Origin of the sequence: Novosphingobium capsulatum NBRC 12533, assembly GCF_001598375.1 — a bacterium.
GTDB classification, from domain to species: Bacteria; Pseudomonadota; Alphaproteobacteria; order Sphingomonadales; family Sphingomonadaceae; genus Novosphingobium; species Novosphingobium capsulatum.
In genome coordinates, this window is the sequence record NZ_BCYV01000022.1 from 39953 (window position 1) to 61356 (window position 21404).

General features: G+C 66.5%; 22 protein-coding genes. 13 read left to right on the plus strand and 9 right to left on the minus strand.

All coding sequences use genetic code 11. The annotated features are described in order from the left end of the window. Positions 1-102 precede the first annotated feature (102 nt). From hflK to SCA01S_RS18220, 3 genes are all read left to right on the plus strand, one after another. Positions 103-1338, plus strand: coding sequence for a protease modulator HflK (hflK, locus tag SCA01S_RS18210; RefSeq protein ID WP_062788044.1), 1236 nt, complete (start codon positions 103-105; stop codon positions 1336-1338). Continuing rightward, the gene (hflC, locus tag SCA01S_RS18215; RefSeq protein ID WP_022677495.1) at positions 1338-2180 is read left to right on the plus strand and encodes a protease modulator HflC; all 843 of its coding nucleotides are present in this window, start codon (positions 1338-1340) and stop codon (positions 2178-2180) included. The genes hflK and hflC overlap by 1 nt, the downstream gene beginning before the upstream one ends. A 117-nt stretch (positions 2181-2297) precedes the next feature. Beyond that, positions 2298-3854 carry a Do family serine endopeptidase gene (locus SCA01S_RS18220; protein WP_028658191.1) on the plus strand — a complete coding sequence of 519 codons (1557 nt, stop codon included), beginning with the start codon at positions 2298-2300 and terminating at the stop codon, positions 3852-3854. 116 nt (positions 3855-3970) lie between these two features. Here the strand turns inward: SCA01S_RS18220 and SCA01S_RS18225 are convergent, their stop codons facing one another. The 3 genes from SCA01S_RS18225 to msrB form a co-directional block, all read right to left on the minus strand. Further along, positions 3971-4216: a hypothetical protein gene (locus SCA01S_RS18225; RefSeq protein WP_022677497.1), complete on the minus strand. Its 246-nt coding sequence runs from the start codon at positions 4214-4216 to the stop codon at positions 3971-3973. 109 nt (positions 4217-4325) lie between these two features. After that, positions 4326-6557, minus strand: coding sequence for a transglycosylase domain-containing protein (locus SCA01S_RS18230; RefSeq protein ID WP_054132474.1), 2232 nt, complete (start codon positions 6555-6557; stop codon positions 4326-4328). A 134-nt stretch (positions 6558-6691) separates the two neighbouring features. After that, positions 6692-7090, minus strand: a complete 399-nt coding sequence (msrB, locus tag SCA01S_RS18235; RefSeq protein ID WP_022675918.1) for a peptide-methionine (R)-S-oxide reductase MsrB — start codon at positions 7088-7090, stop codon at positions 6692-6694. Between the two features lie 152 nt (positions 7091-7242). Here msrB and SCA01S_RS18240 point away from each other — a divergent pair, with 152 nt between their 5' ends. Next, positions 7243-7776, plus strand: a complete 534-nt coding sequence (locus tag SCA01S_RS18240) for a winged helix-turn-helix transcriptional regulator (RefSeq protein ID WP_062788046.1) — start codon at positions 7243-7245, stop codon at positions 7774-7776. A gap of 154 nt (positions 7777-7930) precedes the next feature. Here the strand turns inward: SCA01S_RS18240 and SCA01S_RS18245 are convergent, their stop codons facing one another. Further along, a complete protein-coding gene (locus SCA01S_RS18245) occupies positions 7931-8311 on the minus strand; it encodes a UrcA family protein (protein WP_022675921.1) in 381 nt (126 codons plus the stop codon). 374 nt (positions 8312-8685) lie between these two features. Here SCA01S_RS18245 and SCA01S_RS18250 point away from each other — a divergent pair, with 374 nt between their 5' ends. From SCA01S_RS18250 to SCA01S_RS18260, 3 genes are all read left to right on the plus strand, one after another. Further along, positions 8686-8952, plus strand: coding sequence for a hypothetical protein (locus SCA01S_RS18250; protein WP_062788048.1), 267 nt, complete (start codon positions 8686-8688; stop codon positions 8950-8952). Positions 8953-9018: 66 nt separating this feature from the next. After that, positions 9019-9870, plus strand: coding sequence for a diacylglycerol kinase family protein (locus SCA01S_RS18255; RefSeq protein ID WP_062788049.1), 852 nt, complete (start codon positions 9019-9021; stop codon positions 9868-9870). Between the two features lie 55 nt (positions 9871-9925). Continuing rightward, complete coding sequence (locus SCA01S_RS18260; RefSeq protein ID WP_054132478.1) at positions 9926-10774, plus strand: metallophosphoesterase family protein; 849 nt, start codon at positions 9926-9928, stop codon at positions 10772-10774. A gap of 109 nt (positions 10775-10883) precedes the next feature. Here the strand turns inward: SCA01S_RS18260 and SCA01S_RS18265 are convergent, their stop codons facing one another. The 4 genes from SCA01S_RS18265 to secB form a co-directional block, all read right to left on the minus strand. Next, the gene (locus SCA01S_RS18265) at positions 10884-11549 is read right to left on the minus strand and encodes a DUF4136 domain-containing protein (RefSeq protein WP_022675925.1); all 666 of its coding nucleotides are present in this window, start codon (positions 11547-11549) and stop codon (positions 10884-10886) included. Positions 11550-11761: 212 nt separating this feature from the next. Continuing rightward, positions 11762-12778, minus strand: a complete 1017-nt coding sequence (gene trpS / locus SCA01S_RS18270) for a tryptophan--tRNA ligase (RefSeq protein ID WP_062788050.1) — start codon at positions 12776-12778, stop codon at positions 11762-11764. A 13-nt stretch (positions 12779-12791) separates the two neighbouring features. Further along, positions 12792-14378 (minus strand): murein biosynthesis integral membrane protein MurJ, encoded by a 1587-nt coding sequence (murJ, locus tag SCA01S_RS18275; protein ID WP_054132481.1) that lies wholly within the window; start codon positions 14376-14378, stop codon positions 12792-12794. 44 nt (positions 14379-14422) lie between these two features. Continuing rightward, a complete protein-coding gene (secB, locus tag SCA01S_RS18280; protein ID WP_022675928.1) occupies positions 14423-14950 on the minus strand; it encodes a protein-export chaperone SecB in 528 nt (175 codons plus the stop codon). A gap of 370 nt (positions 14951-15320) precedes the next feature. On the opposite strand from secB, the gene SCA01S_RS18285 reads away from it, so the two are divergent. The 6 genes from SCA01S_RS18285 to SCA01S_RS18310 all read left to right on the plus strand — a co-directional run bounded on the left by SCA01S_RS18285 (position 15321) and on the right by SCA01S_RS18310 (position 21084). After that, complete coding sequence (locus SCA01S_RS18285) at positions 15321-16001, plus strand: Tim44/TimA family putative adaptor protein (protein WP_062788066.1); 681 nt, start codon at positions 15321-15323, stop codon at positions 15999-16001. 66 nt (positions 16002-16067) lie between these two features. Then, entirely contained in the window at positions 16068-17270 is a 1203-nt protein-coding gene (mltA, locus tag SCA01S_RS18290) for a murein transglycosylase A (RefSeq protein WP_062788068.1), read from the plus strand. Continuing rightward, entirely contained in the window at positions 17267-17857 is a 591-nt protein-coding gene (locus SCA01S_RS18295) for a Smr/MutS family protein (protein WP_054132482.1), read from the plus strand. The genes mltA and SCA01S_RS18295 overlap by 4 nt, the downstream gene beginning before the upstream one ends. A gap of 392 nt (positions 17858-18249) precedes the next feature. After that, complete coding sequence (locus SCA01S_RS18300) at positions 18250-18735, plus strand: thermonuclease family protein (protein WP_062788052.1); 486 nt, start codon at positions 18250-18252, stop codon at positions 18733-18735. Between the two features lie 110 nt (positions 18736-18845). After that, positions 18846-20603 carry a bifunctional metallophosphatase/5'-nucleotidase gene (locus tag SCA01S_RS18305; protein ID WP_500797061.1) on the plus strand — a complete coding sequence of 586 codons (1758 nt, stop codon included), beginning with the start codon at positions 18846-18848 and terminating at the stop codon, positions 20601-20603. 70 nt (positions 20604-20673) lie between these two features. Further along, positions 20674-21084, plus strand: a complete 411-nt coding sequence (locus tag SCA01S_RS18310) for a DUF983 domain-containing protein (RefSeq protein WP_062788054.1) — start codon at positions 20674-20676, stop codon at positions 21082-21084. On the opposite strand, the gene SCA01S_RS18315 is transcribed toward SCA01S_RS18310, so the two are convergent. Beyond that, positions 21081-21401 carry a hypothetical protein gene (locus SCA01S_RS18315; protein WP_022675457.1) on the minus strand — a complete coding sequence of 107 codons (321 nt, stop codon included), beginning with the start codon at positions 21399-21401 and terminating at the stop codon, positions 21081-21083. The genes SCA01S_RS18310 and SCA01S_RS18315 overlap by 4 nt on opposite strands. Positions 21402-21404 lie beyond the last annotated feature (3 nt).

Below are 21404 nucleotides of genomic sequence, written 5' to 3' on the forward strand. Positions count from 1 at the left end.
CGAGACACTGTTTTTCACGCGATCCCTTCCTATAAGACTGGTCATGACTGCTTTTCGTGGACTGGCCCTGCGCCCCCTCGCGCCCTTTTCGGAATCCCGGTCATGACGGACCGTAAAAGCCCATGGGGCGCGGGCAACGAACCCGGCGGCAGCGAGCCCGGCCAGGAACCGGGCGCTGCGGACAGCAACGCGGAACCCGGCTCGCCAAGCGCGGGCAGCGACGACAAAGCTGACAGCGACAAGACCAAGCCGGCAAAGGGCGCAGGCAGCAAGACCCCGGGCGGAGACGCCCCGCGCAATCCCTGGCTGCCACCAGCCGGAGACCCGCGCCGTCCGCCCAGCATCGAAGACATCTTTCGGGCCCGCGCAGGCAAAGGTGGCGGCAACGGCGGGAGAAACGGGGGCGGCCGTGGCGGCAATGGCGGCCCCACTGGCCCGCTGCTCGGCGGCCGTGGCCCCAACCTGCGCCTGCCGCAGCGGCCCGATGGCAAATCGTGGTGGCCGATCGGCATTGCCGCCGTCGTCCTGCTCTGGCTGGGCGGATCGAGCATGCACCGCCTTGCTCCGCAGGAACAGGGCGTGGTCACCACGTTCGGCTCGTATTCGCGCACGCTTGGCCCTGGCGTCTCGTTCACGCTGCCCTGGCCGATCCAGTCGGTCGATACGCGCGATGTCACCTCGATCCAGCGCGAGACCATTCCCGAAGGCGATGGCGAGCGCCTGATGCTCACCGGTGACCAGAACCTGGTCAACCTCAACTATCTGGTGCGCTGGAACATCAAGGATCTCAAGCTCTATACTTTCCAGCTGGCCGATCCAGACCAGACCGTGCGCGAAGTGGCCGAGGCATCGATGCGCGCGGCCATTGCCGAGGTGAACTTCAACGACGCGATGGGCACCGGCCGCGCCACGATCGAGCAGAGCGTGCGCGACAAGATGCAGCGCGTGCTCGATGCCTATCGTTCCGGGGTCAAGATCCAGGGCGTGGAAATCACCAAGATCGATCCGCCGGCCAAGGTCGTCGACGCGTTCAAGGAAGTGCTCGCCGCGCAGCAGAAGGCGCAGGGCGATGTCAACGAAGCGCAAGGCTGGGCGCAAAAGAAGCTGGCCGCCGCCCAGGGCGAAGCTGCCGCGTTCGACAAGGTCTATGAACAGTACAAGCTGGCCCCGGAAGTGACCAAGCGGCGCATGTATTATGAAACGATGGAGCGCGTTCTGGGCCAGACCGACAAGGTGATCGTGGAAGCACCCGGTACGGTGCCCTATCTGCCGCTTCCCGCCTTGCGGCAATCGCCGCCGCCCGCGCCGGATGACAACCGCCAGGGGGGGCAACGCTGATGCAGCCGTTCATCTCGCTCAACCAGCGCATCGTCGCCGGGCTGGTCGCGCTGGCGGTGCTGGTCATGATGTGCGTGATCGCCGTGCCCGAAACCGAACAGGTGGTGATCGTGCGGCTCGGCCAGCCGGTGCGCGTGATCAACCGCTATGCCCCCAATGCCGATTTCGGCCGCACCGGCGCGGGCCTGGTCTGGCGCATTCCGTTCCTTGAACAGGCAGTGCGCATCGATCGCCGCGTGCTCGATGTCGATATGGAACGCCAGCAGGTCACCTCGCTCGACCAGCGCCGCCTGGAAGTGGATGCCTATGCCCGCTTTCGCGTGATCGATCCGATCAAGATGTACGAGACCGCCGGCACGGTCGACCGCGTGGCACAGCAGCTGCAGCCGATCCTCAATTCGGTGCTGCGCCAGGAACTGGGCAAGCGCACCTTTGCCTCGCTGCTCACCCCCGAACGCGGCCAGGCCATGGCCCGCATCCGCGAAGGGCTCGATCGCGAGGCGCGCGAATACGGCGCCCAGGTGATCGACGTGCGGATCAAGCGCGCCGACCTGCCCGATGGCACGCCGCTGGAATCCGCCTTTGCCCGCATGGCGACCGCCCGCGCCCAGGAAGCGGCCACGATTGCCGCCCAAGGGCAAAAGAATGCGCAGATCATTCGCGCCCAGGCCGAAGCGGAAGCAGCCCGTATTTATGCGGCCAGCTTTGGCAAGGATCCTGAATTCTATGACTTTTACCGTGCCATGCAGAGCTATGACTACACCTTCACCCAGAAAGGCAGCAATACCAGCATCATCCTTTCGCCCGACAACCGCTATCTGAAGCGTTTCAAGGGCGACTGATCGGAACCTGTTCCATTCAAAGTCCGTTCATGCGACGAAGCGTGAAACGGCTCCCGGATCGGGCGCGGTTTTCCCTCACGCCGCGTCAAGCAACAAGCGAATAAAGGATCAACCCTCGTGCGATACGCTTATGGAGTGACTACGGCACTGCTTCTCGCCGGCAGCGCGCTCACGCTGGCAACGGGCTTTCCGGCCGGCGCCCAGGTAGCGCAGAATGACAGTTCGCAGATTCAGGCGATCACCCCGCGCCAGGGTGCGCCGTCCAGCTTCGCCGATCTGACGGCCCAGCTCCAGCCCGCCGTGGTCAACATCTCCACGCGCCAGCGGGTCAAGGTCCAGAACAACAACCCCTTTGCCGGCACGCCGTTTGGCGATCTGTTCGGCGGTGGCCAGGGCGGCCAGGGTGGCGGCAGCACGCGCGAGGCGCAGTCGCTCGGTTCGGGCTTCATCATCTCGGCCGATGGCTATGTGGTCACCAACAACCACGTGATCACCGCCGACGGCCAGGGTGAGGTGGAATCCATCTCGGTCACCACGCCCGATGGCACCGAATATCCCGCCAAGCTGGTTGGCAAGGATGCCGCCTCCGATCTCGCCGTGCTCAAGATCACCGGCAACAAGCCGTTCCCGTTCGTCAAGTTCGGGGACTCGCGCAAGGCCCGCGTGGGCGACTGGGTCATCGCCATCGGCAACCCGTTTGGCCTGGGCGGCACGGTAACGCAGGGGATCATCTCGGCCGTCTATCGCGCCACCGGCTCGGGCAGCGCCTATGACCGCTATCTCCAGACCGACGCCTCGATCAACCGCGGCAACTCGGGCGGCCCGATGTTCGACATGGCCGGCAACGTGATCGGCATCAACAACGCGATCTATTCGCCCACCGGCGGCAGCGTCGGGATCGGCTTTGCCATTCCCGCCGAAATCGCCGCGCCGATCGTGGAAAAGCTCAAGAACGGCCAGGCGATCGAGCGTGGCTATCTCGGCGTGCGCATCCAGCCGATCAACGATGATCTTGCCGCCTCGCTGGGCCTGCCCAAGAACCGTGGCGAATTCATCCAGTCGGTCGAACCGGGCGCTGGCGCGGCCAAGGCCGGCATCCAGGCGGGCGACGTGGTCACCCGCGTCGATGGCAAGGAAGTCAAGCCCGACCAGACGCTGTCGTTCATCGTTGCCAACACCGCCCCGGGCAAGACCGTGGCCATCGACCTGGTGCGCAACGGCAAGCCGATGACCGTCAATGCCGTGGTGGGCAAGCGCCCGACCGAGGAAGAGCTGGCCAACCAGAGCTTCGACCAGGACCAGCAGGACGACAACGGCCTGGGCGACAACAGCGATGGCCAGCAGCAGCAGAAGCAGGCCCAGGCAACGGGCGCGCTGCAAAAGTCGCTGGGTATCGGCGCTGTGCCGCTCACCCCGCAGATCGCCCGTCAGCTGGGCGTGAGCGAGGATACGCGCGGCGTGGTCGTTACCGGGGTGGACAGCTCGTCTGACGCTGGGGCCAAGGGCCTGCAGCGCCGCGACATCATCCTCTCGGCCAACTATCGCATGCTCGCGACCGTCGCCGATCTGGAAGCCGTGGTGCGTCAGGCCAAGGCCGAAAACCGCGAGGCCGTGCTCCTGCGCGTGCAGCGCGCCGGCCAGCCGGCGATCTATCTGCCGATCCGCCTGCGCTGATCGCCAGACCGCTTAAGCAAGCATAAAAAGGCCGGCATCCCCACGCGGGATGCCGGCCTTTTTGTTTGTGAAGAGTGGGGCGCACGCAGCGCCCTCACCCTGCCGTCAGCAAGCCATCAATAGTTGGCTGCCGGGTCGCTGGCCGGGAAGCTTTCGTCCACCACCTGGTCCTGCTTGTCCCACTTAGGCGGATCAGAGCGCATGCCCTCCACCCCGGCAGAGCGCACCTTGGCAAAATTGTCGCCCGGCGTTTCGCCATGGGCAAACGCGGCCGGCGCGGCGCTCTCGCCGTCCTTGTTGCGGACGCTGCGATAGATGACGTAGCCCGCCACTGCGGCAGCGGCCCAATGGAATATGCTCATCGCTCAACCTCCATCTGCGGCAGCCAGCAAGGCCGCCGATCATGGGGCACAAACGAACCGGGGCGCGAATGGTTCGCGCCCCGGTGGCATTTTCATGCTGTCACAGGTTTCAATAGCCCTGCCAATCCTGCGCCCGACGGTCTGGCGGCGGCTTGGTGGCCGGCGGCCGGGGCACTGCCGGCTGGGCTGGCCTGGGCGTCTGGCGGGTGCGGCCAGTGGCGCGATCGAGCAGATCATCACTTGCCGCCGCTGGCGCATTGCGCGGGCCTTGGCGCGCCGGCGCTGCCGGGCCGGTGCCCAGGCCATCCTGGTCCACCGGAATGGCATCGTCGGGCGTGCGGCCCTGCGGCCCGCCATTGGGAGCGCCGCTCTGGCCGCCTTCCAGCCCATCGCCCTGCTGGCCGTTGACCGTATTGCCGTTTTCGTCGGTATAGTAATAGTCGTTGGGGTTGTTGAGCATCGCCTCGTCATCGGGCTCCAGCTGCCATTCGGGCAGCTTGAGCTGGTTGTCGAACTGCTCGACCGGGCGCTTGGCCGTGGCCACGCGCATATAGGCGGCAAAGGCGCGCGCCGGGGCAGTGCCACCCTGCAGGCCGGGAACGGGGTGGGCATCGTCGCGGCCCATCCACACGCCCGTGGTGATCCCGCTGGAAAAGCCCAGGAACCAGCCATCCTTGTTGGAACTGGTGGTGCCGGTCTTGCCCGCCACGGGGCGGCCGATCTGCGCCGCGCGGCCCGTGCCGATGTTCACCGCCGTCTGCAACAGATCGGTGATCTCTGCCGCCACGTAATCGGGCACCAGCTGCTGCTGCGCATCGGGACGGTGGCTGTAGAGCACTTCGCCGTCGGTGGTGGTCACCTTGCGGATGCCATAGGGCGTCACCAGCCGGCCCTTCGCCTCGACCGAGGCGAAGGCGCGCACCATGTCGATCACGCGCACGTCGCTGGTGCCCAGCACCATCGAAGGCATCGTGTTGATCGGCGTGGTGATGCCAAAGCGGCGGGCCATGTTGGCCACGGCGCTAAAGCCCACTTCGTTGCCCAGCTGCGCCGCCACGGTGTTCTTGGAATAGGCAAAGGCGGTGCGCACGTCGATCTGGCCGGCATAGCTGCCGCCCGAATTGCGCGGACTCCACCCGTCGATCGTCACCGGCTCGTCCACTACGCGGTCTTCGGGGCGATAGCCCCGCTCCAGCGCCGCGAGATAAACGAACAGCTTCCACGCCGAACCGGGCTGACGCACGGCATTGGTGGCGCGGTTGTAGTTCGAGGTGACATAGTCGGTGCCGCCCACCATCGCCAGGACCGCACCATCGCGGTCGACGCTGACCATCGCGCCCTGCGCGCCCTTGGGCACTTGCGAGCTGATGGCATCGGTGGCGGCGCGCTGCGCCACGGGATCGAGCGTGGTCCACACCTCGATCGGCTGGTCATTATCGGGCACCAGCACGTCAAGCTGCGGCAGCACCCAATCGGTGAAATAGCGGGCCGAATTCTGGCCCTGCTCGGCGGCGAGATGCACGGCCTTGAGATCGACTGCACCCGCCTGGGCCGGGGTCAGCGTGCCAGCATCGACCATGGTTTCCAGCACCACCTTGGCGCGATCGACCGCGGCCTGGGCGTCTGCCGTCGGGGAATAGTGCGATGGCGCCTTCACCAGGCCAGCGATGATCGCCGCCTCGCCCAGCGAAAGCTGCTCGCCCGAATGGCCGAAGAACTTGCGCGCGGCCGAATCCACGCCATAGGCGCCGCCGCCGAAATAGACCTTGTTGAGATAGAGTTCGAGGATTTGGTCCTTGGAAAACTTGCTTTCCAGGGCCAGCGACAGGATCGCCTCGCGAATCTTGCGATCGAACGTGCGGCTGTTGTTGAGGAAGATGTTGCGCGCCAGCTGCTGCGTGATGGTGGAGCCGCCCTGGCGCCAGTGCCCGCTTTGCGCGCGCACCATCAACGAGCGCACGATGCCCACCGGGTCCACGCCCCAGTGTTCGCGGAACCGGCGGTCTTCCACCGAAACCAGCGCATCCTTCATCGGCTGCGGGATGCGATTATAGGGAATCCACTTGCCGTAGCTGGGTCCGAGCGTGACGATTTCCGAACCATCGTTGGCCCGAACCACGATCATCTGACCGGCCTGGCTGGACTTGAGCTTGTCATAGCTGGGCAGCGAACGGGCGGTGACCAACACCGCGCCGGTAATGCCCAGCGCGACCAGCAGCGCCAGGCCCGTGCCCCACACCAGCAGGCGGCGCAGCCATCGTCCGATCATGGAAGGTGCGCGGCTGCGCTGCGCGGGGTCATCGCCGTCTTGTCCGCGGCGCGGAACGTCCCGTCTGGCCATTAGTGGTTACCGGTTTCCTCGAAGGCGCAGGAGCGCGCCGTGATTGCGAGCCAAGGGCCGCCCTTGCACGGGCGATCCGTAACGCAGGGTTAATGAAACAGGCAACCCGGCGCCTCGGCTCGCTCCCTAACGCATCATTCTTCCGGCGTGAAGTCGAGCGCGGCAGAGTTCATGCAATAGCGCAGCCCGGTGGGCGCCGGGCCATCGGGAAACACGTGGCCCAGATGCCCTTCGCAGCGGGCGCAGCGCACCTCGGTGCGAATCATCCCGTGCGAGGTGTCGCGCAGTTCTTCCACCGCGGTTTCATCCATCGGATGGGTAAAGCTGGGCCAGCCGCAGCCGCTGTCAAACTTGGTGGCAGAGGTGAACAGCGGTTGCCCGCAGCCCGCGCAGGTATAGTCGCCCCGCGCCTTGTTCTTGTCGTACTTGCCGGTGAACGCGCGCTCGGTCCCGGCCTGGCGCAGGACGTGATACTGCTCCGGGCTCAGGCGTTCGCGCCATTCCGCCTCGGTCAGGTTCAGCTTGTCGGTCATGGATGGGATCTCCTTTACCGCGCAATATGGGGTGCGGGCGCGGGCGGAACAACCGGATGGCGCGCGTTCTGGGGCGTCCTCTGTCGCGTTGTGCCACTTCCTGTCGCACATCGCTTAAATTCCGCCACATTATGCGCTATGACCGATGCGTGATGGAAAAATTGCAAGAGCCTCTGGCCGATATTGCCCAGTGCAGCCTCCCCGTGGCGTTGGAGGTGATGGGCGAGCGCTGGTCCTTCATGATCCTGCGGGCCGCATTCACCGGCATCTCGCATTTCGAGGAATTTCTCTCGCAACTGGGCATTGCCCGCAACATCCTGTCCAACCGCCTGTCGCGGCTGGTCGATCATGGCATTCTTGCCCGCATTCCCTGCTGCGACGATCGCCGGCGCGTGGAATATCGGTTGACGCCCAAGGGCTTTGACCTGCTGCCGGCGATGCTGGCGCTGCGCCAGTGGGGGGAAAAGTGGGGCGCGGGCATTTCCTGCAACCCGGTGCTGTGTGATGCCCGCGATGGCCAGCCGATCGCGCCGATCGTGCTGCGCGCGCATGATGGCCGCCCGCTTGGCCCGGCAGATCTTGCCTGGCGCCGGCGGGAAGAAATCGATGCGCCGGCACGGGCCGAAAACGCCGATCATGATCGTGGGGAACAAGCGCCGGCCGCAAAGTCCAAGGAACGGGCCTGACAGTATTCGGGGCAGGATCGCCGGTGGAAACGGCGACCCTGCCCCGCCAACCGCACGGGGGACTGCGCGTGCGGCAAGCTCTTGTCTGGACGTTGTTTGATGAATGGGGCCAAAACGGTTTCGTTCGCGCAAATTCATGGATGCGGCGAACTGCTCAGCGCGCGGCGAGAACCTGCTCGCGGGCCAGCGCAACCTGAACCTTGCCCTGGCGCGTCGCCACGCTGAAGCAGTTGCGCTGGTCCTGCGCCTGGTCGAGCGTGACCTTGCCGATACCGATGCCGCAGGCCTGGCGCGCGGCAGCGCGAACCCGGCGATCGGCCACGGCGCGGCCCTGCACGGTCATCAGGTTGAGGTCGGACAGCTTCACCGGCACGCGGGTCACCGTCATGCCCATGTCGGCGTTCGACTCGGCCGATACGGCGGCGGTGGTCTGCGCGGCGGCAGGCATGCTGCCCAGCGATAGGGCGCCCAGCGCGGCAAGCGAGAGAGCGAGGGGGCGGAAGGCGGGGCGGAAGGCAGTGGTGGTGGCAAACATGGGTCGATTCCTTTTGTGTGGTGGAACAAAAGCGCGGATCGAATGGATCAGTCGGGTTTCTGTGGCATCCCGCAGGGCGTCTGTTGGCCCGTTGGGCTGTCTGTCTTGCGGTATGTCAGTGGTTTAACCCGGTCCTGCCGCCCCGGCGCGCCCTGCTCGACCAGGCACGGCCCCATCCCGACCAGCGCCGCTCGTCCCCGACGAACCGCCATACAGCACCGGCCAACGACACGACCGTTCCGCCCTTGGGCCGACCAACGCCTTGACCGCGCGGGCCGGCGGACGGCAATGCCAGCTCGATTCGTCCGAACCTGCGTGTCACTGCGCAGCAAAGCCTTTGCCCCGCGGCAAGAAAGGCGCACTATCGCGGCGCAATGGCAGTGGCCGTCATCTTTGTCCTGGGCATCGTCAACTTCGCGCTCAACCGCGCGGTGATGGCCAGCAACCATCCGCTGCTGCGCCAGATGCCGCCGCTGCTCAAGACAATGAACCAGCGCTTTTCGCTGCTGATCGAGTTCCTCATGCTGGTGGCGGGCATGCTGCTCGCCGCGCATGGCTGGGCGTGGGGCGCGATCGGCTATGGCCTCTACAGCATGATGAACGGCTTTTCCGCCTGGATGATCTTGTCGGGCCGGGTCTGACCATAAGGCCATGGCGGGGAACCGCGCGGTGCCCGGCGCATTGGCCGGGGGGAGGACCCTTTGCTCATGACCACCATTCCGCTCTGGCTTGTCGTCAATCCGGCGAGCGGCAGCAATTCCGAAGCTGCCGTTGCCGCACTCACCGCTGCCTTGGCCGAAGGCGGCCACGCGCCCTCGCGCGTGCTGCGTATCCCGGCCGACGATCTGCCCAGCCGCGCCACGCTGGAGGCGGCCAATGTCGCCACGCTGGCGATCTTCACCGGCGATGGCACGGTCAATGCCCAGGTTGCGCGTCTGCACGGCTGGTCGGGGCGAGTACTGATCCTGCCGGGCGGCACGCAGAATCTCCTGGCCAAGTCACTGCATGGCGATGTCGATGCCCCCACGATCGCGGCGCGGCTGGGCCGGGGTGAACTCCAAGCGATGCGCCGCCACGCGGTCGAAACATCGGCCGGCCATGCCCTGGTCGAAGTCCTTGCCGGCCCCGGCGCCACCTGGGCCGATGTGCGCGAGGGTGTGCGCGACATGGACCTGTCGAGCATCGCCAGTGCCCTGGGCGAAGCGGTGCGCAGCACCGCCGGCGGCGCTGCCGTGCGCGTGGAGGAGCCCGCCTTGGGCAAGCCCGAGGGCTATCGCGCCGTGCGCATCGATGCTGATGATGGCACGCTCACGCTTGATGGCTATGACGCGCAGGATTGGGCCGATCTTGCCGCCCATGGCGTGTCGATGCTGGTCAAGCGCGATTTCCGCCAGGGTCCGCATGAAGAACTGGGCCAGGCCGAAGCCGTGACTTGCGCCAGCGACGAACCCATCGCGCTGATGATCGATGGCGAACGCCGCGATGGCGCGCAGCGCGAAACCTTCCGCTGCGTCACCCTGCCGGTCGAATTCCTCGCCAGCGCGGCCGCCGCCTCTTGACCGGGCAGCGCCGCGCGGGAAAAGCCGGCCGGCAGCCCCAAGGAACCCGCCCGGCATGACGCGCATCTTTCATATCAGCGATATCCACTTCGGCCTGGAAGACCCGCGGGCCTTGGCCTGGCTGGTCGATTGCGTGGCGCAGGAACGGCCCGATGCCGTGGCCATCACCGGCGATCTGACCATGCGCGCGCGGCACCGCGAATTCGCCGCGGCCTGCCAATGGATTCGCGCGCTCGACGTGCCCGTGACAGTCGAAGTGGGCAACCACGACCTGCCCTATTTCAATCCGATCGAGCGGTTCTTCGATCCCTACCGCCGCTTTCGCGCCATCGAACACGTGCTGGAACGGCCGCTCAACCTGCCCGGCGTGGCGATCGTCCCGCTTAAGACCACCGCACGCGCGCAGTGGCGCTTCAACTGGTCCAAGGGCCACGTCGGCAACCATGCCCTGGCCGATTGCCTGGCGCGAATCGATGCCCTGCCGGCCGGCACGCGGGCGATCGTGGCGTGCCACCACCCGCTGGTCGAGGCCGGCACGCGCGGCAAAGCGCTGACCCGCAATGGTAACAAGGCCCTGGCCGAACTTGCCCGCCGCCAGGTGATGGCGGTGCTCTCGGGCCATGTCCACGACGCGTTCGACCTGATTCGGCCCACCCCACATGGCCCAGTGCGCATGATCGGGGCGGGCACGCTGTCGCTGCGCACCCGCTCCACCCCGCCCAGCTTCAATGATCTCGTCCTGCGCAACGGCGATATCGAGGTGACCGTGCGCAATCTCGAAGCCGTGCCCACCCCCGCCATGCAGATCGAAGACGTCCCCGAAAACGCGCTCCCCCCGCGTGAGCCGGGCGAACCCGTCGCGCCGATCGCCGCCATCCCGCCGGTCGATCCGCCGGTGCACTGAACCGGCAGGAACGCGCCGGCGCCGCATAAGCAAAAACCCCGCGCCTTTGCCGGCACGGGGTCTTCGCTGGGCATCACGCCGGCCAGTTACGCCAGCCGGCGATCACGCCTTACTTCTTCTTTTCGGGCGCCACCGAGATGCGCACGGTTTCCCCGTTGTGACCGGGGAAATCGGTGAACATCGCGTCCACCAGGTTGGGCACCAGATAGGGCAGGCGGTTGGAGGTGGAGGCCGCCTGGGCCTTGCCCTCGAACACGCGCTTGCCGTCGCTGCGGCGCTCGATCTTCATGTCGATGCCGCTGGTATAGACGGTGACCACGTCGACGCCGCCAAAGCCCGGGCCCCACAGCGGATCATACCAGCCGTAACCCCAGCCGCGCCGGCCCCAGAAACCGCCATAGGGGCGGCCATAGAAGCCGGGACCATACCACGGACCCCAGAACGGATCATAGGCGCCGGTCGAGCGCACGTGCTCGCGGCCCTGGTCCACGCCATAGCCGAACTTGACCACGAGGTCAGAGGTCTGCGGATCACCCTGGACATAGCCGAGGCTGGCCATCTTGGCGGCCACCAGGCCGGCATACTGCGAAAATTCAAGACCGCCCTGGTCACGCGGATCTTCCGCCACCACGGCAAAGGTCTGCCCGGCAGGGGCCGGCAGTTCGCGCTGGAAGCGGGAAACCTTGGCGTCGAAATTGGTGGCACAACCCGACAAGGCCAGAAGAAGGGGAGCAGCCAGCAAGGCAAGTTTGCCGGCCCGAAGCATCTTGGTCATTACTATCGACTCCTTATGCGCACCGGTGTCCCCAATCCCCGGCGCCGGTCGTGTGTTAGCACGACGAAATGATGCCTGCGAGGGGCTGAATGGAGCTTGAATGATAACGCACAGGACCGTGAAATGCTCCGAAATCCAGGGAGATGAATGAAAGGGCGCCCCTCGTCAAAGGAGCGCCCTTTCTGTCTAGCAGACCTTGGCCGCGTGTTGGTTCAGCGCACCAGGCCCAGCGCGGCATAGGCCGCGTCGAGCGTCGGCACCGCCAGGCTGCGCGCCTTTTCCGCGCCGCGCGCCAGGATCGCGTCGAGCGCGGCGCGGTCTTCGCGCAGCGTGCGATAGCGTTCGGCCATCGGCGCCAGCTTGCTTACCAGCAGTTCGCCCAGCGCCGGCTTGAACTGGCCAAAGCCCTGGCCGCCGAACTGCGCCAGCACGCCCGCCACATCGGTGCCGGCCATCGTGGCATAGATGCCCACCAGGTTGCGTGCCTCGGCCCGGCCTTCCAGCCCGGCCGCTTCGCTCGGCAGCGGCTCGGGATCGGTCTTGGCCTTCTTCACCTTCTGCATGATGGTGTCGGCGTCATCGACCAGGTTGATCCGGCTCATGTCCGAAGGATCGGACTTGCTCATCTTGGCCGTGCCATCGCGCAGGCTCATGATCCGCGCCGCTTCGGGCGGGATGATCGGATCGGGCAACGTGAAGACGGGCGCGTCTTCGCTGGCAAAGTCGTTGTTGAACTTCTGCGCAATGTCGCGCGCCAGTTCCAGGTGCTGCTTCTGGTCGTCGCCCACCGGCACGTGCGTGGCCTGGTACAGCAGCACGTCAGCCGCCTGGAGCACGGGATAGGTGAACAGCGCCACCGAGGCACCTTCGCGGTTCTTGCCCGCCTTGTCCTTCCACTGCGTCATGCGGTTGAGCCAGCCCATCCGCGCCGTGCCGTTCAAAAGCCATTGCAGCTCGGCATGGGCCGGCACCTGCGCCTGGTTGAACAGGATCGAGCGATCCGGATCGATCCCGCACGATACCAGCGCGGCGACCATTTCGCGCGTGTTGGCACCCAGCTGGGCCGGTTCGTGCGGCATGGAAATGGCGTGCAGATCGGCCAGGAAATAGAGGCAGGTCGCGCCCTTGGCGGTCCATTCGTCCTGCATCGCCACCCAGTTGCGGATCGCACCCAGGTAGTTGCCGAGGTGAAGATTGCCGGTGGGCTGAATGCCGGAAACGATACGCATGGAACGTCTTGCCTTACGATTTGTTGGCGGGTGCCGCGCGACGGCGGCGGGTGAGCAGCGCGAGGTCTTCGCGCGTGAACGCCCCCAGGACGAGGGTGGCGAGGCCATAGACGACCATGCCGGCCATGACCAGCACGGCCAGCGCGCCGATGCGCAAGGCCCAGGTGCCATGCACATACGGCATCAGCACGCCCTGCCCGGCCCACAGCACCAGCCCCATGGCCAGGGCGGCCAGCGCCAGACGCGGCGCGCGCCGGCGCAGTTGCGCATCCGGGGTGAAATGCCCGCGCTTGCGCAGCGTATGATACAGCATGCCGACATTGACGGTCGAGGCGATCGCGGTGGCCAGCGGTGGCCCCATGTGCTGCAACGGCACGATCAGCACCAGGTTGCCCACCAGGTTCACCACCATCGAGATCGTGGCATAACGCACCGGCGTCTTGGTATCGTGCCGCGCATAGAAGCCCGGGGTCAGCACTTTGACCAGGATATAGCTGGGCAGGCCGATCGAGAAGGCGGCCAGGGCCTGCGCGGTAAAGTGGGTATCAGCGGCGGTATAGCGGCCATAGCCGAACAGCGCGGCGGCGATCGGTTCGCCGCACAGCACCAGCGCCATGGTCGCCGGCAGCGTCAGCAGCAGGGCCAGTTCCATGCCGCGGTTCTGGGTTTCCTGCGCCGCGGCATCCTCGCCCGCGCCGAGCTGGCGCGAGATCGTCGGCAACAGGACCGTGCCCAGGCCAATGCCGATCAGCCCGAGTGGCAACTGGTTCAGCCGATCGGCCATGTAGATATAGGTCACGCTGCCATGCGCCAGCAGCTTGGCCGCCAGCGCGGTGGAAATGACCAGGTTGATCTGCACCGCCCCGGCCCCGGCTGCAGCCGGCCAGATCAGCGCGAGGAAGGCCTTCACGTCAGGGTTCAGACGCGGTCGGCGCAAACGCAGGCTGATCCCATTTTGCCGGCACGACCAGTAGAGCCAGGCGAGTTGCAATGCGCCCGAAACCGACACTGCAATCGCCTGGTTGCGCGCGGTCAGTAGCGGATCGCTATTGTGGAACCCGAACAGCGCCACGATCTGAGTGATGTTGAGCAGGATCGGCGCGGCCGCGTTGACCCAGAACTTGTGCAGCGAATTGAGAATCCCGCCCAGCAGCGAAACCAGGCTGATCAGCATGAGATAGGGAATCGTCAGCCGCGAGAGCGACACGGCAAAGGCGAACTGTTCGGACGAAACGCCGTTGAACCCGCCAGACAGCAGCAGCGTGACTGGCCATGCCAGCACTTCCAGTGCCACGGTCATCAAGATCAGAACCGGCAGCAGAACCGCCAGCGCTTCTTCGGCAAAGCGCAGCCCATCGGGCAGCCCTTGGCCGGCAGGATCGCCCACCTTCTTGTTGAACATCGGGATGAACGCCGAGGAGAATGCCCCTTCGGCAAACAGCGCCCGAAACAGATTGGGCAGGCGAAACGCAATAAGGAACGCGTCAGAGGCAAAGCCCGCGCCGACAAAGCGGGCAAACAGGCTGTCGCGCACCAGGCCAAGCACGCGGCTGGCCAGGGTAAGCCCGCCGATCGTGCCGGTCGCCTTGAGGAGGTTCATGCGGTGTCCTTCAGGCGACCGGTGAGACTCGGGCGATCAGCGAATCAGGCGTGGCCGGCCGGTTCGGCGGTCGCCGTGGCCTGGGCCTGGGCCAGTTGCGCCATGTAGAGGCCGTTGAAGTCGATCGGATCGAGCAGCAGCGGCGGGTAGCCGGCGTCGCGCACGGCATCGGCCACGATGCGGCGGGCAAACGGGAAGACCAGGCGCGGGCCTTCGGCGAACAGGAACGGGTGGGCCTGTTCGTCGGTCACGTTGCGCATGCCGATCAGCGCGCCATAGGCCAGTTCGATGATGAAGGCGGTGCCCTGCGCACCCTTCGACGTCACGTTGATCTTGAGTTCGATCTCGTGAACTTCGGGCGCCAGGGCGCGGGCGGCGATGTTGAAATCGACATGGATTTCGGGCGCCTCGGTCCACTGATAGCTTTCCGGCGCATTGGGATTCTCGACAGAGAGATCCTTGATATACTGGGAAATCAGCCCGATCGCCGGCGAGTTGTCTTCGCCGTTTGAAACCACGCCTTCGGCGCCATCGAGGGAGAGATTGCTGATGATGTTGCCTTCGTCGGCCATGGTCGCATGCTTTCGTTCGGATGGGGCGCAGGGAACGCGCCGGGTAAACGTGCCCGGCGCCTAGCATTGTGCGCAACGCCCGGCAACAGACTGCGTCTGGCACGCCAGTCACCCTCTGCCAGCGGTCATTGCACCAAAGGACGGGAACCAACTGCGCGCCTACGCGATTGCAGCGATCAGGCAGCGCACGGGCGCAATCCGGGCGACTTCGTCGGTGGGCAACGTCACAACGCGGGAATCCGCCATTGTGCCGTCCACGCGTTGTTCATTTGTAATTCGTACCTATTTGATGCACGATCAACCGGTGGCCGGCCGCGCTGCGCAAAACGTGGATCGGCATTCCAAGGCTACCTTTGCGGGACATGTGCGTGTGATTGTTGAGATCGTCATTGTGGCCATGATCGCGGCCTTCCTGGGCCTGAGGCTCTATTCGGTTCTGGGCCGTCGCCCCGAACAGAACGAGGAGCCCGTCCGCCGCCGCATCGAACAACCCGATCCGCAAGGCGCTTCCCGCCCGATGGCGCCGCGCCTGCCCGAAGCCATGGCAACGCCGGCCAACCGCCTGGCGCCCCCGGTGCCCGAGACGCGCGATTTCGATGCCGATGCCGAACCGGGCATCCGCGCCATCATCGCGGCCGATCGCCGGTTTGACGTGGGCCTGTTCATGGCTGGCGCCAAGAGCGCCTATGGCATGGTGCTAGAGGCGTTCTGGCGCGGGAATCGCTCGGAACTCAAGGCGCTGTGCGATGGCGATGTCTTTGCCGGCTTTGCCGATGCGCTCGACGCCCGCGAAGCTGCTGGTGAAACGCTCGACGCGCGCCTCATCCGCATCGAGGAAGCCCGCATCGTCGGCGCCGAACTCGCCGGCTCCACGGCGCGAGTCACCGTGCGCTTCATCGCCGATATCGCCACCGTCACGCGCAATGCCCAAGGGCAGGTTGTTGCCGGTTCGCTCAACGATGCGATCGAAAGCCGCGACCTGTGGACGTTCTCGCGCGATCTTACCTCGCGCGATCCCGATTGGCTGCTCGACGAAACCGATGAAGCCTAAGGCATACGTGGGCTGACCGGCTTGGGCACTGATCCCGTGGCCTGCGCCGGTCGCCGCCTCTCCCGAATTTCGCTTGCGCAAAGGGCCGGTCTTGCACTGGCCCTTTCGCTGCTGGCCGCCTGCGTTCCCACCGCGACGCCGCCAGGGCGCCAGCCTGGTCCACCGCGCACGCCCTCGGGCACTGCCGCTGCGCCGCTCGCCACGGCCGTCAGCGCCGGCTTGGCGCGCGGGCCAGCACCGTCCGCGCTGGGCCTTGCCCCGGGCAATGCCGGTGCGGCGCTCAACGCGTTCATCACGTCGTGCCCTGGCCTGACCCGGCGCAGCGACAGCAGCGGCCTGACCCAGCCAACCGATTGGGCCCTTGCCTGCGCGGCCGCGCGCACATGGCCGCGCGACAATGCCACCGCCTTCTTCGACGGCTATTTCGAAACCGCCCGCGTCGGCGATGGTGGTACTTTCGTCACCGGCTATTACGAGCCCGAGATCGCTGGTGTGCGCACGCACCAGCCCGGCTTCGACGTGCCGGTCTATGGCGTGCCGGCCGATCTGGTGCGCGCCCGGCCGGGCGATGCCCCGCCACTGCCCGATGGGCGCCAGCCACTTGGCCGCTATGACGAAACCGGGCAGTTCGTGCCTTATTTCGATCGCGGCCAGATCGAGGACGGCGCCCTTGCCGGCAAGGGCCTGGAAATCGCCTGGGCGGCCGATCCGGCAGAGCTGTTCTTCCTGCAGGTGCAAGGGTCCGGCCGCCTGCGCGCGCCCGATGGCAGCGTCATTCGCCTGGGCTATGGCGCCATCAACGGCTGGGACTACACCGGCATCGGCACGGTCATGGCGCAGCAGGGCCTGATTGGCACCGGCCCCGGCCAGTATCCCGGATCGATGCAGGGCATCCTGCGCTATATCCACGATCACCCGGTGGAAGGCGATGCGCTGATGCGGCAGAACCGCAGCTACGTGTTCTTCCGCGAAAACACCCAGCCCGGCGCAATCGGCGCGATGGGCGTGCCGGTCAGCCCGCGCACCACCGTGGCGGCCGATCCGGCTTTCGTGCCGCTGGGCGCCCCCGTCTGGCTCCAGGTTGATCGCCCGCAGGTCAGCGGGTTGTGGGTGGCGCAGGATACCGGCGGCGCCATCAAGGGGCCCAACCGCTTCGACAGCTTCTGGGGGGCCGGCGCCGATGCCCGCCTAACCGCCGGCGGCATGAGCGCACATGGCCAGGCCCTGGTCCTGCTGCCCAAGGGCACGCTGGCCCGGCTCGGTCGATGAGGCGCGGTCCGCGCGGCCTGAGTGCCGATGAACTCGTGTTGTGGCGCAAGGTGGCCGATACCGTCACCCCGCTGCATCCTCCGGCACGCCGTGCGGCGGCGCCAACGCCTGTCGCAGCCCTGCCCGCCGCGAACGAGCCAGCCAGCCCACCGCCGCGCAAGCTCAAGGGCCGCGTGCCACCGCCGCGCCCCGCTCCACCGGCACCGGCGCAGCCCGCGCGTCCGCTCCACGCCAATGGCCAAGGGCTCGACGCCAGTTGGGACCGCAAGCTGGCGCGTGGCACGATTTCGCCCGATGTCTCGATCGATCTCCACGGCCTCAACCTCGACCTGGCGCACGGCCGCCTGCTCGCCAGCCTGGCCCAGGCCCTGGCCATCGGCGCGCGGGTCATCCTGCTGGTGACCGGCAAGCCACGCCCCCATGGCGATCATGACCTGCGCGGTGAACGGCGCGGGGCGATTCGCGCCAAGTTGCTCGATTGGCTGGCGGCCAGCCCCTATGCCGATCGCATCGCCGCGGTGCGCCCGGCCCAGCCCCGTCACGGTGGCGCCGGCGCCGTCTATATCGTGCTGCGCCGCCCGCGCTGATCGCGGCAAGCCTACGCACTCGTCCTAAGCGCGGGTGCGAATTGCCGCCGCGTCTGCTGCAAGGGACAACCATAAGGCTCCGCGCGTTCCCCAAGCGCACCCCATTGCCCGTCGCCAACGGACGCGCGGAGTACCTTTTCCCACATCGCCGCCATCGCAGCGCCAGCTGAGCCGCGCAGCGCAACCCGTCCGCACCAATTGTGCGGCTGGCCAAGAGCGCGCAGGGCGCAGGGCGCAGCCTCAACATTCTTCCATTTTGGAGCAATTGTGTTAACGCGGTCTGGCGCCCTGCTGCGGCGCACAAATCAAGGCTCCGTAACTTCGCTAAGCACTCGTACTTTAAGTAGTATTTGCGCTTCGTTACGGCACAACAAACGGGTCATGCTCCCCCCATGAAACGCTCTCCCGCACGCCGTGCCATCGCCTTTTCCGCCATTCTGGTCCTGCTCGGCGGCGGTCCACTGGCCCTGGCCTCGCCCACGCCCTTTGCCATGCCGCCTGAAGCGGCGATGCCCCGCGTGGACGAAGAGGCCGGCCATTTTGCCGCCTGCGGCAGCGACCGCCGGGTAACCTGCGTCGTCGATGGCGACACGTTCTGGTATCAGGGCACCAAGATCCGCATTGCCGATATCAACGCCCCGGAAATCAGCCACCCCGGCTGCGCTGAAGAAGCGGACCTGGGCGCCAAGGCCACCGAGCGGCTGACGCAACTGCTCAACGCTGGTCATTTCTCGCTGGTTACCCAGGGGCGGCCGGTCGATCGCTATGGCCGCGCGCTGCGCGTGGTGGTGCGCAAGGGGCAAAGCCTGGGTGCCCGGCTCGAGGCAGAGGGCCTGGCCGAACACTGGCAGGGCCGGCGCGGAAATTGGTGCAGGTGAAACCAGGCGCCTTCCCGTTGTAATGGCAAGCGGCTATGGGCGGGCATCTCCCGTTTCTGAAAGCCGCCGCCTTGACCAAGCCGCTTTTCCCTTTGTTTCCGCGCATTACCCTGCGTGGCGCGATCCTCTCCTCGTTCCTGGCCCTCGCGGCCTGTGCTGGCCAGCCAACCCGCGTGGTGCAGGCTCCGGCCGCTGCACCCGCCCCGCACCTGGTCACCGTCGGCATTGCCGCGTTCAACGATTTTCACGGCCAACTCGAACCGCCCCACCAATCGGTGCTGGTGCCCGATGACCATGGCGGCACGGCCCAGGTTCCCGCCGGCGGCGCGGCGTGGCTGGCCAGCGCGGTCGACAGCGTGCGCAATCGCTATCCCAACCATCTCACGCTCTCGGCCGGTGACATGATCAGCGCCAGCCAGGTGGCCTCCTCGCTCTATCTCGACGAGCCGTCGATCGGGGTGATGAATCGCATCGGGGTGGATTTCAACGCCGTCGGCAACCACGAATTCGACCGCGGCCGCGATGAACTGCTGCGCATGCAGAATGGCGGCTGCACCCAGTTCACCGCGCACAAGCCGTGCCAGCTCGAACGCTTTCCCGGCGCCAGCTTCCGCTATCTCGCCGCCAGCACGGTGGACAAGGATGGGCACACCCTGTTCCCCGCCACCGGCCTCAAGACGTTTGGCAGCGGCGCCGACAAGGTGACCGTGGGCGTGATCGGCCTTACCACGCGCACCACGCCCACGCTGGTCAATCCCGCCGGTATCGCCGGGCTGACGTTCGAGGACGAGGCCGCCACGATCAATGCCCAGGTTCCCCGGCTCAAGGCCGCCGGCGCCGATGCTATCGTCGTGCTGATCCACGAAGGCGGCAAGCAGCAGGGCAGCCCCGATCCGCAGGGCTGCAACGGCATGTCGGGCGCGATCCTCGATATCATCAAGCGGCTGAACCCGGGCGTGGACCTTGTCATTTCGGGCCACACCCATGCCGCCTATATCTGCCAGATGCCGGCGCCCGGCGCCGCGCATCCGCTGCTGCTGACCAGCGCGGGCCTCTATGGCGAAATGGTCACCGACATTGCCCTGCAGATCGATCCTGCCAAGCACACGGTCACGGCGGTCCAGGCGCACAACGTCATTGTCCAGTCCGATCCCTATCAGTCCGCCACGCGGCTGGTGAGCCACGATGATCGCTTCCCGGTCTTTGCCCCGCGCCCTGATATCGCCGGCTATGTCCAGCGCTATGTCGATGCGGCCAAGGTCTATGCCGCCAAGCCGGTGGGCCACCTGTCCGGCCCGGCCCAGCGCGGCGAGAACGGCGCGGTGACCACCGGGGGCACGCTGGGCAATCTCATCGCGGATTCGCAACTGGCCGCAACCCGCAGCGCCGGCGCGCAGCTCGCACTGATGAACCCATTCGGCATCCGCACCAGCCTGGTGCCCGCCGCCGATGGTACGGTGACGTTCGGCGATATCTACCGCGTCCAGCCCTTCGGCAACACGCTGGTGACCGAAACGCTCACTGGTGCACAACTAAAGGCCGTGCTGGAGCAGGGGGTTGACGAACAAGGGCCCAAGCAGGGCCTCGCCGTATCGGCCAACGTGCGCTTTGCCATCGACCTGGCCCGCCCCGTCGGCGCGCGCGTGGTGGGCCTGACGGTCAACGGAAAGCCGGTCGCGCCTGCCGCCACCTACCGCGTGACGGTCAACAACTTCCTCGCGCTGGGGGGCGATACCTTCACCGACCTGGCCGACAAGCCCGACGCGGTAACCGGCATGACCGATCTTGACGCGCTGCAGGCCTGGATCGCCGCCGTCCCGGTGCGCCAGGTTCCGTCAGAGGATCGCGTCACTCTGGTTGCACACTAATTACCTGCCCACTCACTGGTTGCAGCGCCGTCGCCACAGTCCTAGGCAAATGCCAAGGGAGACACGGGCGATGGCGCTGCTGGATAATCCGAAATTCCGCTGGATCTTGCGTTGCGGGTGGAAAGGGCTGTGCCCGCGCTGCGGCAAGGCCAGCATGTTCGATGGCTGGCTCAAGCTGGCACAGCGCTGCCCGGCCTGCGACCTAGACCTCAGCTTTGCCCGGGCGGACGATGGGCCGGCGTTCTTCGCCCTGTGCCTCACCGCCTTTCCCCTCACCTTCTTCGCGGTCTGGCTCGAAGTGGCGTTCAGCCCGCCCTGGTGGGTCCACCTGCTCACCTCGGTGCCGATCCTGGCGGTTGGCTGCCTTGGCTCGCTGCGCCCGTTCAAGGGCTGGCTGGTCGCCTCGCAATACGTGAACAAGGCCACCGAGGCCGGCACCGAAGGCCTGTGGGCCCGCATGGAAAAGCGCGAAGAGCCCTAAGCGCCTGGGCGTTGCGCCGGCTGGCTCGGCCGGCTGGCGCTGGCCTTTGCATCGGGCACGCGACACGCCGTGCAGCGCCGCCAGCACACCAGCCCGGGCATCATGTCACGCGGCGCCTTGCCCGGTTCGGGATAGAGCCCGGCCATGATCTCGGGCGCAATGCCCTCGGGCGCGGCGCGGTTGTGGCACATCAGGCAATTGCGCCGAAAGCGCTCACGCGTCAGCCCGGAATGGTCTTCTGCCACCTGTGCTGTCGATGGCGCCGGTGCGGCTTGCTGTGCCCTCGCCACGCCGCCCGCCAGAACCAGAGCCACCATACC

Bases quoted from the DNA above. Each gene is read 5' to 3' on its own strand.
- SCA01S_RS18265 (WP_022675925.1), bottom strand. From the start codon at position 11,549: ATGACCAAGATGCTTCGGGCCGGCAAACTTGCCTTGCTGGCTGCTCCC.
- murJ (WP_054132481.1), bottom strand. From the start codon at position 14,378: ATGAACCTCCTCAAGGCGACCGGCACGATCGGCGGGCTTACCCTGGCC.
- SCA01S_RS18295 (WP_054132482.1), top strand. From the start codon at position 17,267: ATGAGGCGCGGTCCGCGCGGCCTGAGTGCCGATGAACTCGTGTTGTGG.
- SCA01S_RS18250 (WP_062788048.1), top strand. From the start codon at position 8,686: ATGGCAGTGGCCGTCATCTTTGTCCTGGGCATCGTCAACTTCGCGCTC.
- trpS (WP_062788050.1), bottom strand. From the start codon at position 12,778: ATGCGTATCGTTTCCGGCATTCAGCCCACCGGCAATCTTCACCTCGGC.
- SCA01S_RS18300 (WP_062788052.1), top strand. From the start codon at position 18,250: ATGAAACGCTCTCCCGCACGCCGTGCCATCGCCTTTTCCGCCATTCTG.
- SCA01S_RS18310 (WP_062788054.1), top strand. From the start codon at position 20,674: ATGGCGCTGCTGGATAATCCGAAATTCCGCTGGATCTTGCGTTGCGGG.
- secB (WP_022675928.1), bottom strand. From the start codon at position 14,950: ATGGCCGACGAAGGCAACATCATCAGCAATCTCTCCCTCGATGGCGCC.
- hflK (WP_062788044.1), top strand. From the start codon at position 103: ATGACGGACCGTAAAAGCCCATGGGGCGCGGGCAACGAACCCGGCGGC.
- SCA01S_RS18315 (WP_022675457.1), bottom strand. From the start codon at position 21,401: ATGGTGGCTCTGGTTCTGGCGGGCGGCGTGGCGAGGGCACAGCAAGCC.
- SCA01S_RS18260 (WP_054132478.1), top strand. From the start codon at position 9,926: ATGACGCGCATCTTTCATATCAGCGATATCCACTTCGGCCTGGAAGAC.
- SCA01S_RS18245 (WP_022675921.1), bottom strand. From the start codon at position 8,311: ATGTTTGCCACCACCACTGCCTTCCGCCCCGCCTTCCGCCCCCTCGCT.
- msrB (WP_022675918.1), bottom strand. From the start codon at position 7,090: ATGACCGACAAGCTGAACCTGACCGAGGCGGAATGGCGCGAACGCCTG.
- hflC (WP_022677495.1), top strand. From the start codon at position 1,338: ATGCAGCCGTTCATCTCGCTCAACCAGCGCATCGTCGCCGGGCTGGTC.
- SCA01S_RS18255 (WP_062788049.1), top strand. From the start codon at position 9,019: ATGACCACCATTCCGCTCTGGCTTGTCGTCAATCCGGCGAGCGGCAGC.
- SCA01S_RS18230 (WP_054132474.1), bottom strand. From the start codon at position 6,557: ATGGCCAGACGGGACGTTCCGCGCCGCGGACAAGACGGCGATGACCCC.
- SCA01S_RS18225 (WP_022677497.1), bottom strand. From the start codon at position 4,216: ATGAGCATATTCCATTGGGCCGCTGCCGCAGTGGCGGGCTACGTCATC.
- SCA01S_RS18240 (WP_062788046.1), top strand. From the start codon at position 7,243: ATGGAAAAATTGCAAGAGCCTCTGGCCGATATTGCCCAGTGCAGCCTC.